Source organism: Pseudomonas sp. SO81 (genome assembly GCF_030374125.1).
Taxonomy (GTDB): domain Bacteria; phylum Pseudomonadota; class Gammaproteobacteria; order Pseudomonadales; family Pseudomonadaceae; genus Aquipseudomonas.
Map to the genome: position 1 here is coordinate 1,491,520 of NZ_CP126126.1, position 23,258 is coordinate 1,514,777.

Genomic DNA, 23,258 nt, shown 5'->3' on the forward strand with positions numbered 1-23,258 from the left:
TCTCCGCCGTGACTGCTGAGGGTTCAGGATGCAGCCCAGGATCAACCGGCCAGTGCGCGTGGCCGGCATCTACCTCCTGTTCAGCGTTGCCTGGATCGTCCTCAGTGATCTGCTGCTGCAGACACTGCAACTGGACGCCGCCACCCAGGCCGGACTGCAGACCGCCAAGGGCCTGATTTTCGTCGGCCTCAGCGGCCTGCTGATCCTGTTGCTGTGCCGCCACGAGCAGAACGCCCAGCAGCAGCTGGAACGCGATCTGCGCGAACACGCCCGCAAGCTGCGCCAGGCCCAGGGCGATGCCGGCCTCGGCACCTGGGAGCACAGCGCCGGCCGCCTGCACTGGTCCAGCGAGGCCCTGCACCTGCTCGAACGTCCGGAGACGGACGCCTGGGGCAGCATCGACGACCTGCTCAGCTGGCTCTACCCCGCCGACCGCAATGCCGCCCAGCGCGCCCTGCAGGCGCTGCTGGACGATGGCGAGCCGCTGCTGATCAACGTACGCCTGAACCGTCCCAACAGCGATGCCCCGGTATGGCTGATGCTGCGTGGCAACCATGGCGCTGGCGGCGCTCACGGCAGCGTGCAGAACGTCAGCGGCCAGAAGCGCGACGAACTGGCCCTGCGCGAGAGCGAGCAGCGCTTCCGCCAGCTGTTCGAACAGACCCCGCGCATCGCCGTGCAGGGCTACGACCGCGAGCGCCGGGTGATCTTCTGGAACCAGGCCAGCACCCAGCTGTACGGCTACGATGTGGCCGACGCCATGGGCCGGCGCCTGGAGGAGCTGATCATCCCGCCAGCGATGCGCAGTCAGGTGGTCAGCGATATCCAGAACTGGATGATCGGCGGCCCGGCCATTCCCGCCGCCGAACTGACCCTGCAGCACCGTGACGGCAGCGAGGTGCACGTCTATTCCAGCCACCTGATCCTGCGCAACACGCGCAACCAGGTGGAGCTGTACTGCGTCGACATCGACCTCGGCCAGCAGAAGAGCGCGCACCAGGAACTGGAAGCCAGCGAGGCGCGCTACCGCGAGCTGGTGGAGCAGCTGCACGAGGCGATCTTCCTCACCGACAGCGCTGGCCGCCTGACCTTCGTCAACCCGGCCTGGCAGACCATCACCGGCTACAGCATCCGCGAGAGCGTCGGCCGCCCGCTGCTGGACTTCATCGAGGACGACCAGCGCGAATCGGCCACGCAACACATCGCCGCCGTCATCGCCCACCAGCAGAGCAGCTGGCTCGGCGAAGTGCGCCTGCGCGACGTCAACAGCCGCCCGCACTGGGTATCGCTGCGCCTGGCCGTCGGCCCGCAGCACGGCCTGGGCCTGCGCGGCAGCCTCAGCGACGTCCACGAGCGGCGCCACACCCAGGCCCTGCAGGAGGCGCGTAACGCGGTGCTCGACCGCATGCTAGCGCAGCGCCCGCTGCAGGAGAGCCTGAGCGACATGGCCCTGCGCCTGGAGCGCATCAGCCCGGAAATGCTGGTGTCGATCATGCGTCTGGACGATGGCGTGCTGCGCGTGCTGGCCGCGCCCAGCCTGCCGGCCAGCTACGCCGCCACGGTGGACGGCATGCCGGCGCAGCTCGACCTGGGCAGCTGCGGCCACGCCGCCGCCAGCGGCGAGCTGACCATAGTCGAGGACATCCGCAGCCATCCCAACTGGGTCGAGTTCCGCGACACGGCGCGGCTGGCCGGGTTGAGCGCCTGCTGGTCGCTGCCGTTCAAGAACGACCAGCAGCAGGTGCTTGGCGTGTTCGGCATCTACTACCGTCGGCAGATGCGACCGAGCCGCGAGGATATCGAGCTGGTCACCGAGTTCACCCGCCTGGCCGGCATCGCCGTGCGCCAGCAGCAGCGCGATGCCGAGCGCCTGCAGAGCGAGCTGCGCTTTCGCGCCACCTTCGAGCAGGCGGCCGTCGGCATCGCCCACCTGGCGCCGGACGGCCGCTGGCTGCGGGTCAACCAGCGCCTGTGCCAGATGCTCGACTACGACCGCGAGGAGCTGCTCGCGCTGACCTTCCAGGACATCACCCACCCCGACGACCTGGACAAGGACATGGGCCTGACCGGCCAGCTGCTGGCCGGCGAGATTCCGCGACTGACCCTGGAGAAGCGCTACCTGCGCCGCGACGGCAAGGTGCTCTGGGCCAACCTCAGCGCCACGCTGGTACGCCATACCAACGGCGAGCCGCACTACTTCATCTCGGTGGTCGAGGACATCGGCGTGCGCAAGCAGCAGGAGCGCGCCCTGCACCAGGCCGCCACGGTATTCGAGAGCACCCAGGAGGCGGTGGTGATAGTCGATGCGCGGCGCCGCATCCTCACCAGCAACCCGGCCTTCACCGCCATCACCGGGCTCAGCCCGCAACAGGCCCTGGGGCAGCGCCTGCCGCTGCTGCCGGACAACAGCCTGGAGCGCGCGCGCTATCGCACCCTGTGGCGCAAGGTGCAGGACAGCGGGCACTGGCAGGGCGAGATGAACAGCCGCCGCCAGGATGGCTCGCGCTTCCCCTTCTGGCTCACCGTCAGCCGGGTGCGCGACTGCGACCCGCAGCAGCCGCAGTACGTGCTGACCTTCACCGACCTCAGCCAGTACCGCGACAGCCAGGAGCGCCTGGCCCACCTGGCCCACTTCGACACCCTCACCGATCTGCCCAACCGCCTCTACGCCATGGAGCGCCTCGGCCATGCCCTGGAGCACGCCCAGCGCCATCAGGAGCGGGTGGCGGTGCTGTACTTCGACCTGGACAACTTCAAGACCATCAACGAGAGCCTCGGCCACAAGGTCGGCGACGAGCTGCTGGTGGCCGTGGCGAGGCGCCTGCAGCAGCGCCTGCGCAATGAGGACACCCTGGCGCGACTGAGCAGCGACGAGTTCCTGGTGGTGCTGGAGAACCTGCAGCGCCCCGAGGAAGCGGCCGGCATCGCCCGCACCCTGATCGAGCTGCTGGAGCGCCCCCTGCCGCTGGGCAACGGCCGCGAGGCCTACCTGGGCGCGAGCATCGGCATCAGCCTGTACCCGGACGACGGGCAGAACAGCGACGACCTGCTGCGCAACGCCGACAGCGCCCTGCACCAGGCCAAACAGGAAGGCCGCAACACCTTCCGCTTCTACACCCAGGGCCTGACCCACCAGGCGCACACCCGCCTGACCCTGGAGGGCCAGCTGCGCCAGGCGCTCAAGCGCAACGAATTCATCCTCCACTACCAGCCCCTGGTACGCGGCCACGACGGCCACCCGATCGGCGTAGAGGCGCTGCTGCGCTGGAACAGCAGCGCCGGCATGATCTCCCCGGCGCAGTTCATCCCCCTTGCCGAGGAAACCGGGCTGATCGTACCCATCGGCAACTGGGTGCTGCGCGAGGCCTGCCGGCAGATGCAGTTCTGGCGCCAGCAGGGCCTGGACCTGCACACCCTGGCGGTCAACCTGTCGCCCCGCCAGTTCCGCCAAGCCGACCTGCAGCAACAGGTGCGCGAGGCCCTGCACGACAGCGGCCTGCCGGCCGAGCACCTGGAGCTGGAGATCACCGAGGGCGCGCTGATCGAGAACGTCGAGCAGGCCCAGGCCACCCTGGCCGCGCTCAAGGAGCTGGGCCTGAAGCTGGCGATCGACGACTTCGGCACCGGCTACTCGTCGCTGGCCTACCTGCGGCGCTTCCCGCTGGACAAGCTGAAGATCGACCAGAGCTTCATGCGCGGCGTGCCGGAGGACCAGGCCAACCTGGAGATCGTCGCCACCATCGTCGGCCTGGCGCGCAACCTCAAGCTCTGCGTGCTGGCCGAGGGCGTGGAGACCACGGAGCAGCTGCACGCCCTGCGTCAGCTGGGTTGCGAACAGTGTCAGGGCTACCTGTTCAGCCGCCCGCTGAGCGCCGTGCAACTGGCCCACTGGCTGCGCAGCGACCATCAGTCGGTCGGTTGACCCAGGTCAGGGAATCGCCGCGGCGCGGGTCTACACTGCAGCCTCAACGTCCTCGTGGAGGTCTGCGATGAACATCCAGATTCGCCAGGTAACCACCGCCGCAGGCGCCCGCTGGCAGGTCAGCCTGGACCAGCATGGCGTCAGCTTCCGCAGCGAGGCCGAGGCCCGCGACTTCGTCCGCGTGCTGCAGGACCGCCTCAAGGCCCCGCACCCGCTGCCCGGACGCGGCATCGCCGAGGTGCGCAGCGCCAGCTGAGCGGCCGCCGCTCAGAATTCCAGCGAGTGACGCCGCGCATGCCGCGCGGTGAGCAGCCCCAGGGTCACGGTGATGATGCCGCACACGGCGATGACCAGCGCCATCGGCCGGGCGGTGCCGTCGTGCAGCGCGCCCACCAGCCCGGACGCGCCCGCCGCCACGGTGAACTGCAATGAGCCGATCAGCGCCGAGGCGCTGCCGGCATGGGCGCCCTGCCCGGCCATGGCACAGGCCGTGGCATTGGGCAGCACGCAGGACAGGCTGGCCGTGGTGATGAACAGCGGGATCAGCAGCGGCCACAGCTGCGCCGGCCGCGCCATGGCCACCGCCAGCAGCGCCAGGGTCGCGGCGCAGTAGATCCACACCGTGCGCTTGAGCCAGTAGCCGGGGCCGTGATGGCGCAGCAGCCAGCCGTTGAGCTGGGCGGTGAGGATGAAGCCGGCGGCGTTGGCGCCGAACAGCCAGCCGTAGTGTTCGGCGGGCACGCCGTAGAGGTCGATGAACACGAACGGCGAGCCGGAGATGTAGGCGAACATGCCGGCCATGGCCACCCCGCCGGTCAAGCCGTAGCCGATCAGCAGGCGATCGCGCAGCAGCAGCGAGTAGCGCCCCAGGGTCCCGCTCAGCGGCTGGATGGGAAACTGCGCCGAGCGGGTCTCCGGCAGCCACAGCAACACGGCCGCCAGGCACAGGGCGCTGAACAGCACCAGACCGAGGAAGATCGACTGCCAGCCGAACAGTTGCAGCAGCACACCGCCGCCCAGCGGCGCGAGGATCGGCGCCACGCCCATCACCAGCATCAGCTTGGAGAACACCTTGGCCGAGGCCAGCGGGTCGCACAGGTCACGCACCACCGCCCGCGAGATGACCATGCCGGCGCAGCCGCCCAGGGCCTGGACGAAGCGCGCCACGATCAGCCACTCCAGGCTCTGCGCCAGGGCGCAGGCCAGTGAGGCCAGGGTGAACAGCACCAGCCCGGCCAGCAGCGGCTTGCGCCGGCCGAAGCGGTCGGCCAACGGACCGTAGATCAACTGGCCCAGGGCGGTGCCGGCGAAATAGGAGGCCAGCGACATCTGCACATGGTCGACATCGGTGCCGAACACCCGCGCCAGGGTCGGGAAGCTGGGCAGATAGAAATCGATGGCCATGGGCCCGAAGGCGCTGAGCGTGCCCAGTATCAGCAGGATGCGAAAATTCATCGGTTCTCCACAACGTGGTACTACCCGGAAAACGAAAGGCGCCCCGCGGGGCGCCCGGAATACAGGCCGGCGGGGTACGCGCCCCCGCAGCGGCAGGTCAGTGCGGCTCTATCACCTGGTTCTTGGACTTGCGTTTGTCCAGTTTGTCCGCCAGCGACTCTACCAGCAGGTAGAACATGGGAATCAAGAAGGTCGCCAGCAGGGTGGCGGCGAGCATGCCGCCGATCACCCCGGTACCGATCGAGTGACGGCTGGCCGAACCGGCGCCGGTGCTGATGGCCAGCGGCACGCAACCGAGGATGAAGGCCAGCGAGGTCATCACGATCGGCCGGAAGCGCAGCTTGGCCGCCTCCATCGCCGCCTCGAAGATGCCCATCTTCTGCTCCTCGCGGCACAGCACGGCGAACTCGATGATCAGGATGGCGTTCTTCGCCGCCAGGCCGATCAGGGTCACCAGGCCGACCTGGAAGTACACGTCGTTGGCCAGGCCGCGCATCCAGATCGCCAGGATCGCGCCGAACACGGCGAAGGGCACGGCGGTGACCACGGCCATCGGCAGCGTCCAGCGTTCGTACTGGGCGGCCAGGATCAGGAACACCAGGATCAGGCCGAAGATGAACGCGGTACTGCCCGAGCCATGGGTCGCCAGTTCCTGGAAGGCAGAGCCGATCCAGGCCAGGTTGTACTGCTCGCCGAGCACCTCGTCGGCCACTTCCTGCATGGCCTCCAGGGCCTGACCGGAGCTGTAGCCCGGCGCCGGCCCGCCGAGCAGCTTGGCCGCCGGGTAGACGTTGAAGCGCGCGTAGGAGTCCGGCCCGAGGATGCGTTGCACGCGCACCAGCGAGGCCAGCGGAATCAGGTCGCCGCCGCTGGAGCGCACGTAGACCTGGTTGAGGTCTTCCGGATTGCGGCGGAAGTCCGCCTCGGACTGCAGGCTGACCTGCCAGGTACGCCCATACAGGTTGAAGTCGTTGACGTAGTAGCTGCCGAAGGTCGCCTGCATGGCGGTGAACACATCGTTGATCGCCACGCCCAGGGCACGCGCCTTGGTGCGGTCGAGATCGATGAAGTACTGCGGCACGTCGGCGTGGAAGGTGCTGTTGACCCCCGCCAGCTCCGGGCGCTTGGACGCGGCGGCGACGAACTTCTGCACCACCGCACTGAGGTCCTCGATGGAGCCGCCGCTACGATCCTGGATATAGGCCTCGAAGCCGCCGGTGGTACTCATGCCGCTGATGGGTGGCGGGTTGAAGGTCATCACCAGGGCGTCCTTCTGCTTGGCGCCCATGCCCATGAACTGCCGCGGCAGGTTGCGCGCATCGAGTTCCTCGGTGGTGCGCTCCTTCCAGTCCTTCAGGGGAATGAACGATACCCCGGCGTTGCTGCGGGTGCCGAAGGTGAGCACGTCGAAGCCCGCGAAAGTCACCACGTCCTCCACCGCCGGATGCTGCATCAGCTCCTCGGTGACCGCGCTGGTGACCTGGTCGGTGCGGCTCAGCGAGGCCGCCGGTGGCAGGAAGTAGGCGTTGATCACGTAGCCCTGGTCCTCGTCCGGCACCAGCGAGCCCGGCACCCGGCCGAACAGCACGACCATGATGGCGATCATGCCGCCGAACAGCGCCACGCCGATCAGCGAACGCTTGAGGAAGAAGCGCACGCCGGCGGTATAGCCGTTGGTGAAGCGCTCGAAGGCGTTGTTGAACCAGCGGAACGGCGCCGCCGGCTCCTTGTGCTCGGGCTTGAGGATCAGGGCGCAGAGCGCCGGCGACAGGGTCAACGCGACGATGCCGGAGATCACCACCGACACCGCGATGGTAATCGCGAACTGCTTGTACATCTGCCCCGCCAGGCCGCCGAGGAAGCCGACCGGAATGAACACGGCGCACAGCACCAGGACGATGGCGACGATCGGCCCGGTCACCTCCTCCATGGCCTTGATCGCCGCGTCGCGCGGGCTGAGCTTCTCAGTGCGCATCACCCGCTCGACGTTCTCCAGCACCACGATGGCGTCGTCCACCACGATGCCGATGGCCAGCACCATGCCGAACAGGGTCAGCAGGTTGATCGAGAAGCCGAGCATGTACATGCCGGCGAAGGTGCCGATCAGCGACACCGGAATGGCCAGCACCGGGATCAGCGTGGCGCGCCAGTTCTGCAGGAAGATGAACACCACCAGCATCACCAGCACCAGGGCCTCGATGAAGGTGTGGATCACCTCCTCGATGGAGACCTCGACGAACTTGGTGGTGTCGTAGGGGATCTTGTAGGCGATGCCCTCGGGGAAGCGCTTGGCCAGGCGCTCCATGGTGTTGCGCACCGCCTCGGCGGTATCCAGGGCGTTGGCGCCGGGCTGCAGGTAGATACCGAAGGCGGCGTTTTTCTTGCCGTTGAGGCTGGTGACCAGGGAGTAGTCCTGGGCGCCCAGTTCGACGCGCGCCACATCGCTGAGCATGAGGCTGGCGCCGGTCGCGTCGGTGCGCAGGATCACCTGCTCGAACTCTTCAGGCGTGGTGAAGCGGCCCTTGGTGCTCACCGTGTAGGTGAAGTCCTGCGGCGACGACAGCGGCTCCTTGCCGAAATTGCCGGCGGCGAACTGCGAGTTCTGCTCCTGGATGGCGCTGACCACGTCGCTCGGCGTCAGGTCGTACTGCGCCAGCTTGTCCGGGCGCAGCCAGATGCGCATGGAGTAGTCCTTGGAGCCGAACTGGCTGGCATCACCGACGCCTTGGATGCGCTTGAGCTCGTCGATCACGTTGATCAGCGCGTAGTTGCTGATGAAGATCGGGTCGCGCGAATCGTCCGGCGAGAACAGGGTCACCACCTGCAGGATGTCGGAAGACTTCTTCTCCACCTTCACGCCCTGCCGGCGCACTTCCTCGGGCAGCTTGGCCAGTGCGGCCTGCACCCGGTTGTTGACGTCGATGGTGGCCTGGTCCGGGTCGGTGCCGACGTCGAAGTACACGGTCAGGCTCATGGCACCGTTGCTGTCGGAGTTGGACAGCTGGTAGATCATGCCCTCGACGCCGTTGATTTCCTGCTCCAGCGGCGCGGCCACGGTCTCGGCGATGACCTGCGAGCTGGCGCCCGGGTAGGCCGCCGTCACGGACACCTGCGGCGGCAGAATCTCGGGGTACTGGGCCACCGGCAACGCGCGCATGGCCGCGAGACCGGCGAGGATGATGACGATGGAAATCACCGCCGCGAAGATCGGTCGATCGATAAAGAACTTGGAGATCACGGGCCTGACTCCTTACTGCTTGGCAGGGGCGGCGTCGACCACCTTGACGGGCGCGTTGGGGTGAACCTTGGGCAGGCCCTCGACTATCACCTTGTCGCCGGCGTCGATACCGCTCTCCACCACCCAGCGGCCGTTGGCGGTGTGCGCCGTGCCGATCGGGCGGATGCGTGCCAGGCCCTGGTCATCCACCACATAGACGAAGGTGCCGTTCGGCCCCTGGGACAGCGCGCGCTCCGGCACGGTGATCGCGTTGGGCTTGTTGATACCCTTGACCACCACACGCACGAACTGGCCCGGCATCAGGGCCAGGTTCGGATTGGCCACCACCGCACGGGCACTGACGGTGCCGGTGCCGCGATCGATGGTGCTGTCGGTGAAGTCGACCTTGCCTTCCAGCGGGTAGCTGGTGCCGTCGCCAAACTTGATCTCCACGCTCATCTGCTGGCCGCCCTCACGCACCAGGCTGCCGCTCTGCAAACCGCTGCGCACGCTGGACACCTCGCGATCGGGCGCGGCGAAGTTGACGTAGATCGGGTCGAGCTGGGTGATCTGGGTCAGCAGGCTGGCGTTCGGGTCGCCGGCCACCATCAGGCTGCCTTCGGACACGGTTTCCTTGCTGGTGATGCCGGAGATCGGCGCCTCCACCGTGGTGTAGTCGAGGTCGATCTGCTTGGACTGCACCTCGGCCTTGGCCGCCTCGATATTGGCCTTGCTCTGCTCGAAGTTGGACACCGCATTATCCAGTTCGCTCTCGCTGGCGAAGCCCTTCTTCTGCAGCTCGCGGATGCGCTTGAGGTCGCGCTCGGTCTGCCGGTAGCGCGCCTGCTCCTGGGCCAACGCGCCCTTGGCGCGGGCCAGGGCTGCCTGGTACGGGCGCGGGTCGATGCGGAACAGGATCTGCCCCTGCTTGACCTGGCTGCCCTCCTGGTAGGTGCGCTCCTGCAGGATGCCGCTGACCTGGGCACGCACCTGCACTTCGCGGAAGCCGGCGGTGCGCGCCGGGTACTCGAACTGCAGCGGCAGCGATTCGACCTTGGCCGCCTCCACCACTACCTCCGGCGGGGGCATCTGCTGGCCCTGTTCGGCGGCCTGCAGCAACGGACTGAACAGCATGCTCAGGGCAAGCGTTGGGAATGCGAACGGAAGCGAGCGAGCAAGCATGGTCATCTCCATGACGTCTTGAATTGGGCAAAGCCTCGAAGGAGTGCCATGCTAGTTACATACATCGGCGTCTGTAAACTGAACAACGGCACAGAATTCATTACACTGAGTTCCCCAAAACAAGAGCCTAGACGGATTCCACCTACCCGCCATGCGCCGAACCAAAGAGCAAGCCGAGCAGACTCGCATCGCCATCATGGCGGCCGCCGAGCAGCTGTTTCTGGAGAAGGGCGTGGCCCACAGCACCCTGGAACAGATCGCCCGCGCCGCCGGGGTCACCCGTGGCGCGGTGTACTGGCACTTCGAGAATAAGGCCCATCTGTTTCACGAAATGCTCAGCCAGGTGCGCCTGCCGCCGGAGCAGCTGACCGAGCGCCTCAGCGGCTGCGGTGGCGCGGACCCGCTGCTGTCGCTGCGCGACCTGTGCATCGAGGCGATCGCCAACCTGGCTCGCGACGAGCAGCGGCGGCGCATCTTCACCATCCTGCTGCATCGCTGCGAGTTCACCGATGAACTGCGCGAGGCCGAACAACGGCACAACGCCTTCGTCAGTCAGTTCATCGGCCTGGTCGAGCAGCTGTTCGCCCGCCCGGCCTGCCGCGAGCGCCTGCTGCCGGGCATGACCCCGCGCCTCGCCGCGCGGGCGCTACATGCGCAGATCATCGGCCTGTTCACCGACTGGACCCGAGACCCGCAGCTGTTCGATCCGCTGCTGGACACCCCCGCACTGATCGATGCGCAGCTGCGCGGCCTGCTGCGCGAGTGGAACCCGCCGGCCTGACGGATCAGGCCGCCTCGGCCGCGTAGCCCTCCTCGCGCACTGCCGCCAGCAGCTGCTCCAGGCTCAGGCGGCTGGTCACCCGCACCTCGCCGGCCGACAGGTCGACCTGTACCTCCGCCGCCGGATCGCCAGCCTGCACCGCTCGGGTAATGGCGCGCACGCAGTGACCACAGCTCATGCCCGAGACTTTCAGAATCTGCATAACGTTTTCCTCATCGTATGGTTGACCAGACCAGCATCGAGCTTGCCATCGGGGCAAGGTCAAGGCCTTGCGACTTGTAGTCCCTGCCAGCCTGGCCCAAGCTGCACAGAGCCTCTGGAGGGATTCGCCATGCGCCTGCCCATTGCCCTGCTCCTGCTGCTCAGCCTGCCGGCCCTGGCCGACGAGTCGGTGCCCGAACCCACGGCCGAGTCGGCCGCGATGCCGGTCCAGGTTCCGCCCCTGCCCGCCGCCATCCCACTGGCGCCCATGACCCTGCCTGCGCCGATCGACTACGGCGTGCTCACCGTGTCCCGCGAGCGCCTGGAAGTCTCCACGCCCTGCGAGATCGGCCTGTACCTGCAAGGCAACCTGACCGCGCGCCTGTATCAGGGCCAGTCGATCACCCTCAACCTGCCACCGGGCGAAGTGCTGGTACGCCTCGGCCAGCTCGGCGGCGGCGACTGCCAGCCACGTTTCGAACAGCTGCGCCACCAGACCCTGCGAGTCACCGCCGGCGAGGTGAGCAAATACCGCATCGCCATGGACTCGCTGGGCCTAAAACTGATTCCGGCGCCACTCAACTACTGATGCCTGGTTCGGCAATGCGGCGGTCGTCGATGCGACAAACCGGCGCTTGACCTTGACCCAAGGTCAAGGTTGATTCTAAGGGCGAATTCCTTGGAGTCGCCCCATGACTAGCCTGCAGACTTTCGACCTTCCCATCCGTGGCATGACCTGCGCCAGTTGCGCCGGTCGCGTCGAGCGTGCCCTGGCCCAGGTGCCGGAGGTGCAACAGAGCCAGGTCAACCTGGCCAGCGAGCGGGCACGGATCACCGCGCCGCGCGAACGCCTCGGCGAACTGCTGGCCGCCGTCGAGCACGCCGGCTATTCGGTGCCACGGCAGAGCCTGGAGCTGCAGCTCGGCGGCATGACCTGCGCCAGCTGCGCCGGGCGCATCGAGCGAGCTCTGGGCAAGGTACCGGGCGTCAGCGACGTCAGCGTCAACCTGGCCAGCGAACGCGCCCGAGTCGAACTGCTGGAAGGCACGGACGTGGCCGCGTTGATCGCCGCGGTGGAGCAGGCCGGCTACTCGGCGTCCCTGCTCAGCGAATCGGCCAGGGTCGATCCGCAGGCCGCCCTGCGGCGCGAACGCTGGGCCGTGTTCGCCGCCCTGCTGCTGGCCGCCCCCCTGCTGGTGCCGATGTTCGCCGAATGGGCAGGGCTGCACTGGATGCTGCCGGCCTGGGCGCAATTCGCCCTGGCCACGCCAGTGCAGTTCATCCTCGGTGCGCGCTTCTATGTCGCCGCCTGGAAGGCCGTGCGCGCCGGCAGCGGCAACATGGATCTGCTGGTGGCCCTAGGCACCAGCGCCGGCTATGGCTTGAGCCTCTACCTGTGGGCCACCGCCGGGCATCACGCGCCGCATCTGTATTTCGAGGCCTCGGCCGTGGTCATCGCCCTGGTGCTGCTCGGCAAGTACCTGGAGAGCCGAGCCAAACGCCAGACCAGTGCCGCCATTCGCGCACTCGAAGCCTTGCGCCCGGAGCGTGCCACCCGCCTGGTCGATGGTCGCGAAGAGGACGTGGCGATCACCGCCCTGCGCCTGGACGACCGTATCGTGGTGCGCCCCGGCGAACGCTTCCCGGTGGATGGCGAAGTGCTCGAGGGCCACAGCCAGGCCGACGAGGCGCTGATCAGCGGCGAGAGCCTGCCCGTGGCCAAGGGGCCGGGCGACACCGTCACCGGTGGCGCCATCAATGGCGAGGGCCGCTTGCTGGTGCGTGCCACCGCACTCGGTGGTGAAACGGTGCTGGCGCGGATCATCCGCCTGGTGGAAGACGCCCAAGCAGCCAAGGCGCCGATCCAGAAACTGGTGGACCGGGTCAGCACCGTATTCGTCCCGGTCGTGCTGCTGATAGCCCTCGTCACCCTCGGCGGTTGGCTGCTGGTCGGCGCAGGCGTGGAACAGGCGCTGATCAACGCGGTGGCGGTACTGGTGATCGCCTGTCCCTGCGCCCTCGGCCTGGCCACCCCGGCGGCGATCATGGCCGGCACCGGCGTGGCCGCGCGGCACGGCATTCTGATCAAGGATGCCGAAGCCCTGGAGCTGGCCCACAAGGTCACGGTGGTGGCGTTCGACAAGACCGGGACGCTCACCTCCGGGCAACCGCGCATCGTCCACCTGGCCACGGCGGGTATTGAGGAGAACGAGCTGCTGCGCCTGGCCGGCGCCCTGCAACAGGGCAGCGAACATCCGCTGGCGCATGCCGTGCTGCAGGCAGCCGCGGAACGGGACATCGCCCTGCCAGCACTATCCGCCAGCCAGGCGCTGGCGGGTCGCGGCATCCGCGGCGTGGCCGAAGGACACGAGCTGGCCCTGGGCAACCAGCGCCTGCTCGACGAACAGGGCCTGAGCAGCGAACTGCAGCGCCAGGCCAGCGACTGGGAGGCCGAAGGCCGCACCCTGTCCTGGCTGATCGAGCAGAGCGAACCGCCCAGGGTGCTGGGGCTGCTGGCTTTCGGCGACAGCCTCAAGGAGGGAGCCGCCGACGCCGTCGCCGCGCTGCGTGAACGCCATATCGAGAGCCATCTGATCAGCGGCGACAATGCCGGCAGCGCCGGCGCCGTGGGTCGCGCCCTGGGCATCGACCGGGTGCATGCCCAGGTGCTGCCGGCAGACAAGGCCGCCCATGTCGCCGAGCTGAAAAGCAGCGGCGCAGTGGTGGCCATGGTCGGCGACGGCATCAACGACGCCCCTGCCCTGGCCGCGGCGGACGTCGGCATCGCCATGGGCGGCGGCACCGACGTGGCCATGCATGCCGCCGGCATCACCCTGATGCGCGGCGACCCACGCCTGGTACCGGCGGCGCTGGCCATCAGCCGACGCACCTGGAGCAAGATCCAGCAGAACCTGTTCTGGGCCTTCGTCTACAACCTGGTGGGCATCCCGCTGGCGGCCTTCGGCCTGCTCAACCCCATGCTGGCCGGCGCCGCCATGGCCCTGTCCAGCGTCAGCGTGGTGAGCAATGCCCTGCTGCTCAACACCTGGAAACCCGAACTGGAGAAACGCCCATGAACATCGGCCAGGCAGCCAGACAGAGCGGGCTCAGCGCCAAGATGATCCGCTATTACGAGTCCATCGGCCTGCTCAAGCCAGCCGGCCGCTCGGACAGCGGCTACCGCCTGTACGGCGCGCAGGACCTGCATGTGCTGGCCTTTATCAAGCGCTCCCGCGACCTGGGATTCTCCCTGGAGGAGGTCGGCAAGCTGCTGACTCTGTGGCAGGACCGCGAGCGCGCCAGCGCCGACGTCAAGGCCCTGGCCTTGGCCCATGTCGACGAACTGAACCGCAAGATCGCCGAACTCACCGCCCTGCGCGACACCCTGGGTGAGCTGGTACAGCACTGCCAGGGCGATCATCGGCCGGATTGCCCGATCTTACGGGATCTGGAGTCGGGAACTGCGGCCACCGCGCAGGGCTGCGACGCAAAGCCCAGGCAGTGCGCCAGGTGACAAACCGCCAGAATGCAGAACGCCAGCCCTCGGGGCCGGCGTTCCGTTTGCGCGAGGCGAGGATCACCTCGCAGCGGTAGCGCCTTAGAAGCTGTACTTCGCCGACGCGGTGAGGCTGCGCGGAGCACCGTAGGTCAGTGCGCCGTAGGCATCGAAGATGTCGAAGTACTTCTCGTCGGTCACATTGTTAGCGTTCAGCTGAGCCGAGAGATTCTCGGTGATCTGGTAGCGCGCCATCAGGTTGACCAGGGCATAGGCGTCCTGCTCGATCTTCTCGCGGTTACCGGCCGGGTTGGTGGCGTAGGTGTAGATGGCGTCCTGCCAGTTCACGCCGCCACCGATGGTCAGCTTGTCACCGAGGATGCCCGGCACGCGGTAGGTGGTGAAGGTACGCAGCAACTTGGTCGGGTAGAGCGTGTTGGCGTCATGACCTTCCTCATCCTCGACGCGGAACTGGGTGTAGCCGGCAGACACATTCCAACCGGCCGCCAGTTCACCAGAGACCTCCAGCTCGAAACCTTTGCTCTCGACATCGGCCGCTTCGTAGATGTTCTCGAAGGTGCCCGGGAAGCGGTCGCCGGTGGCTACGCCAAGGTTGTTCTGCTTGATGCCGAATACGGCGGCCGATGCGTTGAGGCGGCCACCGAACCACTCGCCCTTCAGACCCAGCTCCGAGCTGTCGCCGATGATCGGGTCGAGCTGCTGGCCGTTGGCATCGCGTCTGGCCTGGGGCAGGAAGATGTTGGTGTAGCTGGCGTAGGCCGAAAGGCTCTCGGTCAGGTCGTAGACCACACCGGCATAAGGAGTTACCTCACGGTCCTCCAGATGGCTCTCGGTGCCCGACTCTTCACCATTCTTCTCATAGTCGGTCTGGCGTGCACCCAGGATCACCTTGAGGTCATCCGTCACGTTCAGACGGGTCGCCGCATAGGCACCGCGCTGCTCGAGTTCCGACGAACCATAGTCGGTGCGAGCACCCCAGACCGGCTCGGGGAAGTCGCCATTGTAGTCGTCGAAGTTCGGGATGCCGCCCATGCCGGTCAGGGCCGGAATCTGGTCGGCGTCGAAGTCCTGATCACTGTGGATATAGCCGAAGGCCAGGTCATGATCTCGCCCCAACAGGGCGAACGGGCCACTGAAGCGGAGGCTGTAGTCGTCCTGGGTGGTCTCGGTCTTGTAGGTCGCCGGGAACGAGTACATGCCGCTGGAGCCGTTCTTGCCGGGGTTGCCGGAGAGGTACAGCAGGGCGGAGTCGGCCTTGCGCTCGCCACGGTTGTAGCTGAGGTTGACCTGCCAGTCGTTGGCGAAGGTATGGTCCAGGTTGACGAAGTAAGTCTCGTAGGTGCTGTCCCACTTGCTCCAATCAGCAGAGGTGGTCTTGGAACGGCTCCAGTGGGTGCGGCTGCCATCGGCATACCAGACCGGCAGACCGCCCCACATGGGCGAGTCGGTCTCGTTCTCCTGACGGCTCAGGCCGAACCACAGGGTGGTATCGGGGGTCAGGTCGATGTCCATGGTGCCGTAATAGGTCTGGCGCTGGTTCGAGTTCATGTCGATCCAGCTATCGCCTTGGTTGGTCTCGCCGACCAGGCGGGCGCGCACGGTACCCTCCTCGTTCAGCGCCATGGATACGTCGCCCAGGGTGCCGTAGGTGTCCCAGGTACCTGCGCTGGCCTCCACCGAGCCCTTCAGCTCACGGCTATTGGCGCGCTTGCGCACCATGTTGAGGGACGCGGAAGGATCGCCGGCACCGGTCATCAGGCCATTGGCGCCACGCACCACTTCGACGCGGTCGTACATGGCCAGGCTGCCGAAGATCTCGCCCGAACTCCACGGCTGTTCCCAGATGGTGGGCACGCCGTCGATCATCAGCGAGTTGAGCTCGAAGCCACGGGCGTTGATCTGGCCACGGCTGGTCTCGTAGCGGTTCAGCGAGATGCCGGTGGTGTTGTTGACCACGTCGGTGATGGTCTGCAGGTCCTGGTCTTCCATGCGCTGCTGGGTGACCACAGTGACCGACTGCGGGGTTTCACGCAGGGACATTTTCAGTGGCGTGGCAGTATTAGCGGAGCCGGTGGTATAGGACTGAGTACCCTCGGTGACGTCGTCGAGCTCGCTGTCGGCCTCCCCAGTAATAGAGACAGCATCCAGGGTAACGGCCTCTTCGGCCTTGGCCTGCTCTGCATAGACAGGCATTGCAGCAACGACGGTGCCGGCTGCCAGCATGTGCACTGCCAGGGCCAGCGGACGCAGGGCCATGGACGAGCGCACAACAGCGGCGTCTTGGTGACGCGGGGTAGTCAGGGACATGGAGATACTTCCGAGCTGTTTATAATAGTGTTGGTGATAATAATTATCATCATAAACAGATCCGAGTTGTTGCGAAAGAGTTGCAAATGAGATTTCGCTCTGCTAACGGCAAACGGCCACGCTGCCTGCTTGGCTCAAGGCGGAAAGCTGCCTGATTCGCTGCCCTAGACAGCTACGAGGTCGGAGCGGGATGTCAATGGGCTGCCCTGCCCTCAACGCTTCGATATTTCATCTGCAATTTCGGGGCATGAAAAAAGGGAGCCGAGGCTCCCTTTTTCGTACGGCCTGGAATCAGGCTTGCGATTGCAGATAGTTCTGCAGGCCCACGCGACCGATCAGGCCTAGCTGTTGCTCCAGCCAGTAGGCGTGGTCTTCCTCGGTGTCGTTGAGTTGCAGCACCAGGATGTCGCGGCTCATGTAGTCGCCGTGCTTCTCGCACAGCTCGATGCCCTTGGCCAGGGCCTCGCGCACTTCATATTCCAGGACCAGATCGCTCTTCAGCATGTCCGGCACGGTGGCACCGGGGTGAATCGCCTTGGGCGTCATGTCCGGCGTGGCTTCGAGGAACAGGATGCGCTGCAGCAGGGCGTCGGCGTGCTGGGTCTCCTCCTCCATCTCGTGGTTGATCCGCTCATAGAGCTTCTCGAAGCCCCAGTCCTGATACATCCGCGAATGGAGGAAATACTGGTCGCGCGCAGCCAGCTCGCCACGCAGCAGATCCTTCAGATAATCGACGACTTCGGTCGCGCCTTGCATGACTCGTTTCCTTGCTAAAAAAGATCGCTCAGGTAGGCAGCTTCGACCCTCGACGGCTAATGGTCAAGCAGCAAAACGCGGCTCTCTCCGGAGCGATTCGCATTAGCGCAAAGCCGCGTGGCTACTGGGCTGCAGTGAATTCAAGCATTAACGAAAATCACTGTGGATAAGGCCTCGAACAAGCTTCTCCGGTGCCAGGATTGCGCCCGCGGAGCGGGACACAATCCTGCCTGCGAAGCGTCAGACGAACATGCCGCCGGACACTTCCACCCGCTGCGCATTGACCCAGCCGGCCTCTTCCGCCAGCAGCATGCCGATGGCATTGCCGATATCGTCCGGCAGGCCGACCCGGCCCAGCGCGGTCTGCCCGGCGATGGCGGCGTTGAGTTCGCGGTTGTCGCGTACCACGCCGCCACCGAAGTCGGTCTCGATGGCGCCGGGGGCGATGGTGTTGGCGCGAATGCCACGGCCGCCCAGCTCCTTGGCCAGGTAGCGGGTCAGCACCTCGATGCCGCCCTTCATGGCCGCGTAAGCGGCATAGCCCGGCAGGGAGAAACGCGCCAGCCCGCTGGAGACGTTGAGGATGCGCCCGCCGTCGGCCAGCAGCGGCAGCAACCGCTGCGTAAGGAAAAAGGTGCCCTTGAGGTGGATGTTCATCAACTGATCGAACTGCTCCTCGCTGGTCTCGGCGAAGGGCACATGGATGCCGATGCCGGCGTTGTTCACCAGCGCATCGAAACTGTCGCGCTGCCAGGTACTGCTGAGCGCCAGGCGCACCCGCTCGGCGAAGTCGGCAAAGCTGGCGCTGCGACCCACGTCCAGTTGCAGGGCGACGGCCTGGCGGCCCATGGAACGAATCTCGGCCACCACGGCATCCGCTTCGGTCTGGTTGCTGTGGTAGGTGAGGATCAGGTCGTGGCCATGGCGGGCCAGGTGCAGGGCGGCGTTCTTGCCCAGGCCGCGGCTGGCGCCTGTGATGAGAGTGATCTTGCTCATGCTGTGTACCTCGTCGAAGGAAGTGGCGGACGAGGCACAGGCTATTGATCGACGATAAGCGGATAAATCAGCTATCCATGATTAGACTGTCTACAAATCGATAACAGTGAGCCGCCATGGATCGCCTCAACGCCATGCTCGCCTTCGTGCGGGTTGCCGAGCTGGCCAGCTTTACCCGCGCCGCCGAGAGCCTCGGCCAGCCCAAGGCCAGCATCTCGCTGCAAGTGCAGCAGCTGGAGAACCAGCTCGGTGCCCGCCTGCTGCACCGCACGACCCGACGCGTGCAACTGACCCAGGATGGCCAGGCCTGCTACGAGCGTTGCAAGGATCTGCTGGCCGACGCCGACGAGATCGCCGCGATGTTCCAGCTCGACGCCGGCCGGCTGCGCGGTCGCCTGCGGGTCGACATGGGCCAGGCCCTGGCTCGCGATCTGGTGCTGCCGCACCTGCCCGCCTTTCTCGCCGAGCACCCAAACCTGGAGCTGGAACTGAGCTGCACCGACCACAAGGTCGACCTGATCCGCGAGGGCTTCGACTGCGTGGTGCGCATCGGCAGCCTGGTGGACGCCGCGCTGATCGCCCGCCCGCTGGGCCTGATGGAGCAGATCAACTGCGCCAGCCCGGACTACCTACAACGCTTCGGCAGGCCGCGCAGCCTCGCCGATCTGGCCGCGCATCGCCTGGTGCATTACGTGCCGACGCTGGGCATGAAGCCGATCGGCTGGGAGTTCGTCGAGCAGGGCGAAACGCGATTTCTCGAGATGCCCGGTGCGCTGACGGTGAACAGTACCGACGCCTACACCCAGGCCTGCCTGGCCGGGCTAGGCATCATCCAGGTGCCGCTGGCCGGCATTCGCGGGCATCTGGCCAGCGGCCGGCTGGTGGAGATACTGCCCGAGTACTGCGCCGCGCCCATGCCGGTGTCGCTGCTGTACCCGCACCGGCGCAACCTGTCGAAGCGCGTGCAGGTGTTCATGGACTGGCTCAGCCGGCTGGTACGCGACTACCTCGACGGAACAGATCGGCCGGCAGCACATTGATCGCCAGGCCGCCGAACACCAGGGCGCAGGCCAACCAACCGAGCGGCGTGAGCGCCTCGCCCAGCAACAGCCAGCCGGCCAGCAGACCCGACACCGGCACGGCCAGGGCGAAGGGCGTGACCTGGCTGGCCGGGTAGCGGCGCAGCAGGAAGCTCCAGATGGCGAAGCCCAGGGTGGTGGCCAGGAAGGCGATGTACAGCAGCGCGCCCACGCCGCGCCAGCTCAGGTCGCTCAACGCCGCACCCATCGCCTGCGGCCCCTCGAACAGCCAGGACAGCCCCAGCAGCGGCAGCACCGGCACCAGGCTGACCCAGCAGATCAGGCGCAGCATGTCGCTGGCGCCCGAGCGCTTGGTGGCGATATTGGAGAAGGCCCAGGCCAGCGCCGCCACGACCACCAGCACGAAGCCCAGCAGGCTGTCGCCCAGGGGCCGCTGCAGGCCGATCAGCACCAGGCCGCCGGCCGCCAGAACCAAACCGGCCAGGGCGCGCATGCTGGGCCGCTCACCCAGCACCAGCGCGGCGATCAGCACGGTGAAGAACACCTGGCTCTGCAGCACCAGCGACGACAGTCCCGCCGGCATGCCCAGGTGCATGCCGACGAACAGCAGGCCGAACTTGATCACCCCGAGCAGCACGCCGATCTGCACGATGCGCCACCAGGGCGCCGGCAGCGGCCCGCGTAGGAACAGTAGCGGCAGCGCCGCCAGGGCGAAGCGCAGGGCGCAGAACAGTAGTGGCGGGAAGTCCTGCAGGCCGACCTTGATGACGACGAAGTTGACGCCCCAGATCAGGGTGACCAGCAGGGCCAGAAGGATGTGCGGCAGCGGCATGAGCGAAGCTCCAGAATGTCTGCCGCCACCCTATCAGCGCGGCAGCGCAGCCGCCCGATACAGTTACCTGCTTTCGCGACCAGACAGGTCGCGCGTCACTGCATCCAGGGCGGCGGTGGCGGCTCGTCGCGCGGCGCGTCCTCGGCGTTGCGGGCGGCCTCGCGGCGCGCCTGTTCGGCCAGGGCGGCCTTGATCTCGCGCATCACCGCGCCGACGTCCGCCTCTTCCTCCGGCTCGACGAACTGGCCGGTGAGCTGGCTCTCCGGGGTCAGCTTGCCGTCCTCGTAGAGCGCCCACATTTCCTTGGCGTAGCGGGTATCGAGCAGTTCCGGAGCGAACTGGCCGAAGTACTCGGCCATGTTGCGCACGTCGCGTTCGAGCATGCTGAAGGCGTGGTTGTTGGCCGCCGCATCCACCGCCTGGGGCAGGTCGATGATCACTGGGCCGAGCGGATCGAGCAGCACGTTGAATTCCGAGAGGTCACCATGGACCAGACCGGCGCAGAGCATCTTGACGATCTCGCCGATCATGAAGGCGTGGAACTCGCGGGCGTCCTCGGGCAGCAGGTCGACGTCGTTCAGGCGCGGCGCGGCATCGCCGTAGCCGTCGTCGACCATCTCCATCAGTAGCACGCCGTCCTGGTAGTCGTAAGGCTTGGGCACCCGCACGCCGGCGTTGGCCAGGCGGAACAGGGCGGACACCTCGGCGTTCTGCCAGGCCTCCTCCTGTTCCTTGCGCCCGTACTTGCTGCCCTTGGCCATGGCCCGGGCATCACGGCTGTTGCGTGTCTTGCGCCCCTCCTGGTACTCGGCGGCCTGGCGGAAGCCGCGCTTGTTGGCCTCCTTGTAGACCTTGGCGCAGCGCAGCTCGCCGGCGCAACGCACTACATAGACCGAGGCTTCCTTACCGCTCATCAGCGGGCGCACCACCTCGTCGATCAGACCATCTTCGAGCAAGGGCTCCAGGCGTTTCGGGGTTTTCATCGAACTGATCGGGCCTCCACGGGAAACAATCCCGCCCTTATACGGCAATCCGCCGTCGCCGCCCAGTTAGTGACCGACCGACAGGGTCCGGCGCAGCGCCTCGATGGCGTAGCGCACCTTGGCCGGCTGGGCATCGCGGCGCGGGGTGACGATATGAATGCCGACCGGCGCCGGCTGCCACTCCGGCAGCAGCACCAGCAGCGCACCGCTGGCCAGCTCGGCGCGGATCTCCGGCTCCGGCTGCAGCGACACGCCCATGCCCGCCAGGCAGAAATGGCGTACCGAGAGGATGTTGTTGCAGGCCACCCGGCTCTCGATGCGCAGGCGCTGCAGGGCCCCGCCGGGGCCGTGCAGGGTGAGCTGCTGGGCGCGCTCGTGGTTGAGGCTCAGCCAGTCCAGGCCGACCAGCTGCTCGGGCCCGAGCACCGCGCCGCAGCGCGCCAGATAGGCCGGCGCCACGCACAGCAGCATGCGCCAGTCGCCGAGATGGCGCGCCACCAGGCTGGAGTCCTCCTGGGCGCCGACGCGGATGGCCAAGTCGATGCGCTGCTCGATCAGGTCGATCTGCTCGTCCTGGAAGAACAGCCGCAGGCTCAGGCCCGGATGGGCGCCGAGCAGCGGCGCCAGGGCGTCGGTGATCAGCCGGCCGGAGAAGCCCACTGGCGCGGCGATGCGCAGCTCGCCCACCGGCGCATCGCGCAGCTCGGCCAGGCGCTGCTCGGCCTGCTCGGCCAGCGCCACGATCTGCCGGCAACTCTGGTACAGCTGGGCGCCGGCCTCGGTCAGGGTCAGCTTGCGGGTGGTGCGGTGCAGCAGGCTGACCTGGGTGCTCTGCTCCAGCTTGCCGATCTGCTGGCTGACCGCCGAGGCGCTCATGCCCAGGGTTTCGGCGGCGGCGACCATGGAGCCCTTCTCCACCACCGTGGCGAACAGGGCCATGCGCTTCAACTGTTCCATTATTAAGCCCTGCTTAATTATCAAAGGCATTTAAGCCGCTTTTTCCCGGATTTATCCAGCTGCGATTATTCACCCATCGCAACCAACCGAGGATCACCTCCATGAAAATCGCCCTGATCGGCGCCACCGGCTATGTCGGCGCCGCCCTGCTGGAAGAAGCCCTGAACCGCGGCCACCGGGTCACCGCCCTGGTCCGCCACCCGGAGAAGCTGGCGCAGCACGTCAACCTCGACGCACAGCAGGCCAACGTGTATGACGTGGCCGCCCTGGCCGAGCAGCTGCGCGGCCACGACGTGGTGCTCAGCGCCTTCAACCCCGGCTGGGACCAGGCCGATATCCGCGAGCAGTTCATCGCCGGCAGCCGCGCCATCACCCGCGCGACCAAGGCCGCCGGGGTCGAGCGCCTGCTGGTGGTCGGCGGCGCCGGCAGCCTGTACGTGGCGCCGGGGCAGCAACTGATCGACACGCCGAACTTCCCCGCCGAATACAAGGAAGGCGCCGAAGGCGCGCGCCAGGCCCTGAACCTGCTGCGCGACGAGCAGGAGCTGCAGTGGACCTTCCTCTCCCCCGCCGCCCTGCTGCAGCCGGGCCCGCGCACCGGCCAGTTCCGTATCGGCGGCGAGCAGCTGCTGATGGATGGCGACGCGCCGGCGCACATCTCGGTGGCCGACCTGGCCGTGGCCCTGCTCGATGAGGCTGAGCAGCCGCAGCACATCCGCCAGCGCTTCACCGTCGCCTACTGAGCCATTCCCGCCCTGCGCTCGCCATAGGTGCAGGGCGGCCCTATCGAGGAGATCGCATGAGCATCTTTACCGCCTCGGCCCACGTCGTCACCGACACCCCGGCGCGCTATATCAGCCGCCTGTGCAAGCACTTCGCGCACAAGCTGCCGGTCAGCTTCGACGACCAGCAGGGACGCATCGAATTCGCCTTCGGCCTGAGCCTGCTGCAGGCCGATGCCCAGGGCCTGACCCTGCGCGTGGAAAGCGCCAGCAGCGATGATCTGATCAAGCTGCAGGACGTGGTGACCAGTCATTTCGAACGCTTCGCCTGGCAGGAGGCGCTGAGCCTGAACTGGCAGGCCGGCGCCTGACGCAAAAGAACGGAGCGGG

General features: G+C 66.9%; 19 protein-coding genes. 9 read left to right on the plus strand and 10 right to left on the minus strand.

Translation table 11 applies throughout. From position 1 onward, the window contains the following. Positions 1–28: 28 nt before the first annotated feature. Together OH686_RS07225 and OH686_RS07230 are read left to right on the plus strand one after the other, a co-directional pair. Positions 29–3,922 carry a bifunctional diguanylate cyclase/phosphodiesterase gene (locus OH686_RS07225; RefSeq protein WP_289537271.1) on the plus strand — a complete coding sequence of 1,298 codons (3,894 nt, stop codon included), beginning with the start codon at positions 29–31 and terminating at the stop codon, positions 3,920–3,922. 67 nt (positions 3,923–3,989) lie between these two features. Then, positions 3,990–4,178, plus strand: a complete 189-nt coding sequence (locus tag OH686_RS07230; RefSeq protein WP_289537273.1) for a hypothetical protein — start codon at positions 3,990–3,992, stop codon at positions 4,176–4,178. 11 nt (positions 4,179–4,189) lie between these two features. Here the strand turns inward: OH686_RS07230 and OH686_RS07235 are convergent, their stop codons facing one another. From OH686_RS07235 to OH686_RS07245, 3 genes are all read right to left on the minus strand, one after another. Beyond that, positions 4,190–5,377, minus strand: coding sequence for a multidrug effflux MFS transporter (locus tag OH686_RS07235; RefSeq protein ID WP_289537276.1), 1,188 nt, complete (start codon positions 5,375–5,377; stop codon positions 4,190–4,192). A gap of 97 nt (positions 5,378–5,474) precedes the next feature. Then, positions 5,475–8,615 carry an efflux RND transporter permease subunit gene (locus OH686_RS07240; RefSeq protein WP_289537278.1) on the minus strand — a complete coding sequence of 1,047 codons (3,141 nt, stop codon included), beginning with the start codon at positions 8,613–8,615 and terminating at the stop codon, positions 5,475–5,477. A 12-nt stretch (positions 8,616–8,627) separates the two neighbouring features. Next, positions 8,628–9,728, minus strand: a complete 1,101-nt coding sequence (locus OH686_RS07245) for an efflux RND transporter periplasmic adaptor subunit (RefSeq protein ID WP_289538857.1) — start codon at positions 9,726–9,728, stop codon at positions 8,628–8,630. 199 nt (positions 9,729–9,927) lie between these two features. On the opposite strand from OH686_RS07245, the gene OH686_RS07250 reads away from it, so the two are divergent. Next, a complete protein-coding gene (locus tag OH686_RS07250) occupies positions 9,928–10,557 on the plus strand; it encodes a TetR family transcriptional regulator (protein WP_289537280.1) in 630 nt (209 codons plus the stop codon). A gap of 4 nt (positions 10,558–10,561) precedes the next feature. Here the strand turns inward: OH686_RS07250 and OH686_RS07255 are convergent, their stop codons facing one another. Continuing rightward, positions 10,562–10,759 carry a heavy-metal-associated domain-containing protein gene (locus OH686_RS07255; protein WP_289537283.1) on the minus strand — a complete coding sequence of 66 codons (198 nt, stop codon included), beginning with the start codon at positions 10,757–10,759 and terminating at the stop codon, positions 10,562–10,564. A 219-nt stretch (positions 10,760–10,978) separates the two neighbouring features. On the opposite strand from OH686_RS07255, the gene OH686_RS07260 reads away from it, so the two are divergent. From OH686_RS07260 to cueR, 3 genes are all read left to right on the plus strand, one after another. Further along, entirely contained in the window at positions 10,979–11,347 is a 369-nt protein-coding gene (locus OH686_RS07260; RefSeq protein ID WP_289538860.1) for a hypothetical protein, read from the plus strand. A gap of 103 nt (positions 11,348–11,450) precedes the next feature. Next, positions 11,451–13,835, plus strand: coding sequence for a heavy metal translocating P-type ATPase (locus OH686_RS07265; protein ID WP_289537286.1), 2,385 nt, complete (start codon positions 11,451–11,453; stop codon positions 13,833–13,835). Then, a complete protein-coding gene (cueR, locus tag OH686_RS07270) occupies positions 13,832–14,272 on the plus strand; it encodes a Cu(I)-responsive transcriptional regulator (protein ID WP_137974161.1) in 441 nt (146 codons plus the stop codon). The genes OH686_RS07265 and cueR overlap by 4 nt, the downstream gene beginning before the upstream one ends. Before the next feature lie 84 nt (positions 14,273–14,356). On the opposite strand, the gene OH686_RS07275 is transcribed toward cueR, so the two are convergent. From OH686_RS07275 to OH686_RS07285, 3 genes are all read right to left on the minus strand, one after another. Continuing rightward, on the minus strand, positions 14,357–16,582 hold the full coding sequence (locus tag OH686_RS07275) for a TonB-dependent siderophore receptor (RefSeq protein WP_289537288.1): 2,226 nt from the start codon (positions 16,580–16,582) through the stop codon (positions 14,357–14,359). 291 nt (positions 16,583–16,873) lie between these two features. Beyond that, positions 16,874–17,338, minus strand: coding sequence for a bacterioferritin (bfr, locus tag OH686_RS07280; RefSeq protein ID WP_289537290.1), 465 nt, complete (start codon positions 17,336–17,338; stop codon positions 16,874–16,876). Between the two features lie 240 nt (positions 17,339–17,578). Beyond that, the gene (locus OH686_RS07285; RefSeq protein WP_289537292.1) at positions 17,579–18,334 is read right to left on the minus strand and encodes an SDR family NAD(P)-dependent oxidoreductase; all 756 of its coding nucleotides are present in this window, start codon (positions 18,332–18,334) and stop codon (positions 17,579–17,581) included. A 116-nt stretch (positions 18,335–18,450) separates the two neighbouring features. Between OH686_RS07285 and OH686_RS07290 the strand changes: the two genes are divergently transcribed. Beyond that, positions 18,451–19,374, plus strand: coding sequence for a LysR family transcriptional regulator (locus tag OH686_RS07290; protein WP_289537294.1), 924 nt, complete (start codon positions 18,451–18,453; stop codon positions 19,372–19,374). Here the strand turns inward: OH686_RS07290 and OH686_RS07295 are convergent. The 3 genes from OH686_RS07295 to OH686_RS07305 form a co-directional block, all read right to left on the minus strand. Next, positions 19,319–20,206, minus strand: coding sequence for an EamA family transporter (locus tag OH686_RS07295; protein ID WP_289537296.1), 888 nt, complete (start codon positions 20,204–20,206; stop codon positions 19,319–19,321). The genes OH686_RS07290 and OH686_RS07295 overlap by 56 nt on opposite strands. A gap of 95 nt (positions 20,207–20,301) precedes the next feature. After that, positions 20,302–21,189 carry a PA4780 family RIO1-like protein kinase gene (locus OH686_RS07300; RefSeq protein WP_289537299.1) on the minus strand — a complete coding sequence of 296 codons (888 nt, stop codon included), beginning with the start codon at positions 21,187–21,189 and terminating at the stop codon, positions 20,302–20,304. A gap of 66 nt (positions 21,190–21,255) precedes the next feature. Beyond that, complete coding sequence (locus OH686_RS07305) at positions 21,256–22,146, minus strand: LysR family transcriptional regulator (RefSeq protein WP_289537302.1); 891 nt, start codon at positions 22,144–22,146, stop codon at positions 21,256–21,258. 101 nt (positions 22,147–22,247) lie between these two features. Between OH686_RS07305 and OH686_RS07310 the strand changes: the two genes are divergently transcribed. Both OH686_RS07310 and OH686_RS07315 read left to right on the plus strand, forming a co-directional pair. Beyond that, positions 22,248–22,889 (plus strand): NAD(P)-dependent oxidoreductase, encoded by a 642-nt coding sequence (locus tag OH686_RS07310; protein WP_289537304.1) that lies wholly within the window; start codon positions 22,248–22,250, stop codon positions 22,887–22,889. Between the two features lie 56 nt (positions 22,890–22,945). Continuing rightward, a complete protein-coding gene (locus OH686_RS07315; RefSeq protein ID WP_289537306.1) occupies positions 22,946–23,239 on the plus strand; it encodes a DUF2218 domain-containing protein in 294 nt (97 codons plus the stop codon). Positions 23,240–23,258 lie beyond the last annotated feature (19 nt).

Excerpts from the sequence above, each read along its gene's own strand:
- OH686_RS07225 (WP_289537271.1), top strand. The coding sequence starts at position 29 with ATGCAGCCCAGGATCAACCGGCCAGTGCGCGTGGCCGGCATCTACCTC.
- OH686_RS07230 (WP_289537273.1), top strand. The coding sequence starts at position 3,990 with ATGAACATCCAGATTCGCCAGGTAACCACCGCCGCAGGCGCCCGCTGG.
- OH686_RS07235 (WP_289537276.1), bottom strand. The coding sequence starts at position 5,377 with ATGAATTTTCGCATCCTGCTGATACTGGGCACGCTCAGCGCCTTCGGG.
- OH686_RS07245 (WP_289538857.1), bottom strand. The coding sequence starts at position 9,728 with ATGCTGTTCAGTCCGTTGCTGCAGGCCGCCGAACAGGGCCAGCAGATG.
- OH686_RS07250 (WP_289537280.1), top strand. The coding sequence starts at position 9,928 with ATGCGCCGAACCAAAGAGCAAGCCGAGCAGACTCGCATCGCCATCATG.
- OH686_RS07255 (WP_289537283.1), bottom strand. The coding sequence starts at position 10,759 with ATGCAGATTCTGAAAGTCTCGGGCATGAGCTGTGGTCACTGCGTGCGC.
- OH686_RS07260 (WP_289538860.1), top strand. The coding sequence starts at position 10,979 with ATGCCGGTCCAGGTTCCGCCCCTGCCCGCCGCCATCCCACTGGCGCCC.
- OH686_RS07265 (WP_289537286.1), top strand. The coding sequence starts at position 11,451 with ATGACTAGCCTGCAGACTTTCGACCTTCCCATCCGTGGCATGACCTGC.
- cueR (WP_137974161.1), top strand. The coding sequence starts at position 13,832 with ATGAACATCGGCCAGGCAGCCAGACAGAGCGGGCTCAGCGCCAAGATG.
- OH686_RS07275 (WP_289537288.1), bottom strand. The coding sequence starts at position 16,582 with ATGTCCCTGACTACCCCGCGTCACCAAGACGCCGCTGTTGTGCGCTCG.
- bfr (WP_289537290.1), bottom strand. The coding sequence starts at position 17,338 with ATGCAAGGCGCGACCGAAGTCGTCGATTATCTGAAGGATCTGCTGCGT.
- OH686_RS07285 (WP_289537292.1), bottom strand. The coding sequence starts at position 18,334 with ATGAGCAAGATCACTCTCATCACAGGCGCCAGCCGCGGCCTGGGCAAG.
- OH686_RS07290 (WP_289537294.1), top strand. The coding sequence starts at position 18,451 with ATGGATCGCCTCAACGCCATGCTCGCCTTCGTGCGGGTTGCCGAGCTG.
- OH686_RS07295 (WP_289537296.1), bottom strand. The coding sequence starts at position 20,206 with ATGCCGCTGCCGCACATCCTTCTGGCCCTGCTGGTCACCCTGATCTGG.
- OH686_RS07300 (WP_289537299.1), bottom strand. The coding sequence starts at position 21,189 with ATGAAAACCCCGAAACGCCTGGAGCCCTTGCTCGAAGATGGTCTGATC.
- OH686_RS07305 (WP_289537302.1), bottom strand. The coding sequence starts at position 22,146 with ATGGAACAGTTGAAGCGCATGGCCCTGTTCGCCACGGTGGTGGAGAAG.
- OH686_RS07310 (WP_289537304.1), top strand. The coding sequence starts at position 22,248 with ATGAAAATCGCCCTGATCGGCGCCACCGGCTATGTCGGCGCCGCCCTG.
- OH686_RS07315 (WP_289537306.1), top strand. The coding sequence starts at position 22,946 with ATGAGCATCTTTACCGCCTCGGCCCACGTCGTCACCGACACCCCGGCG.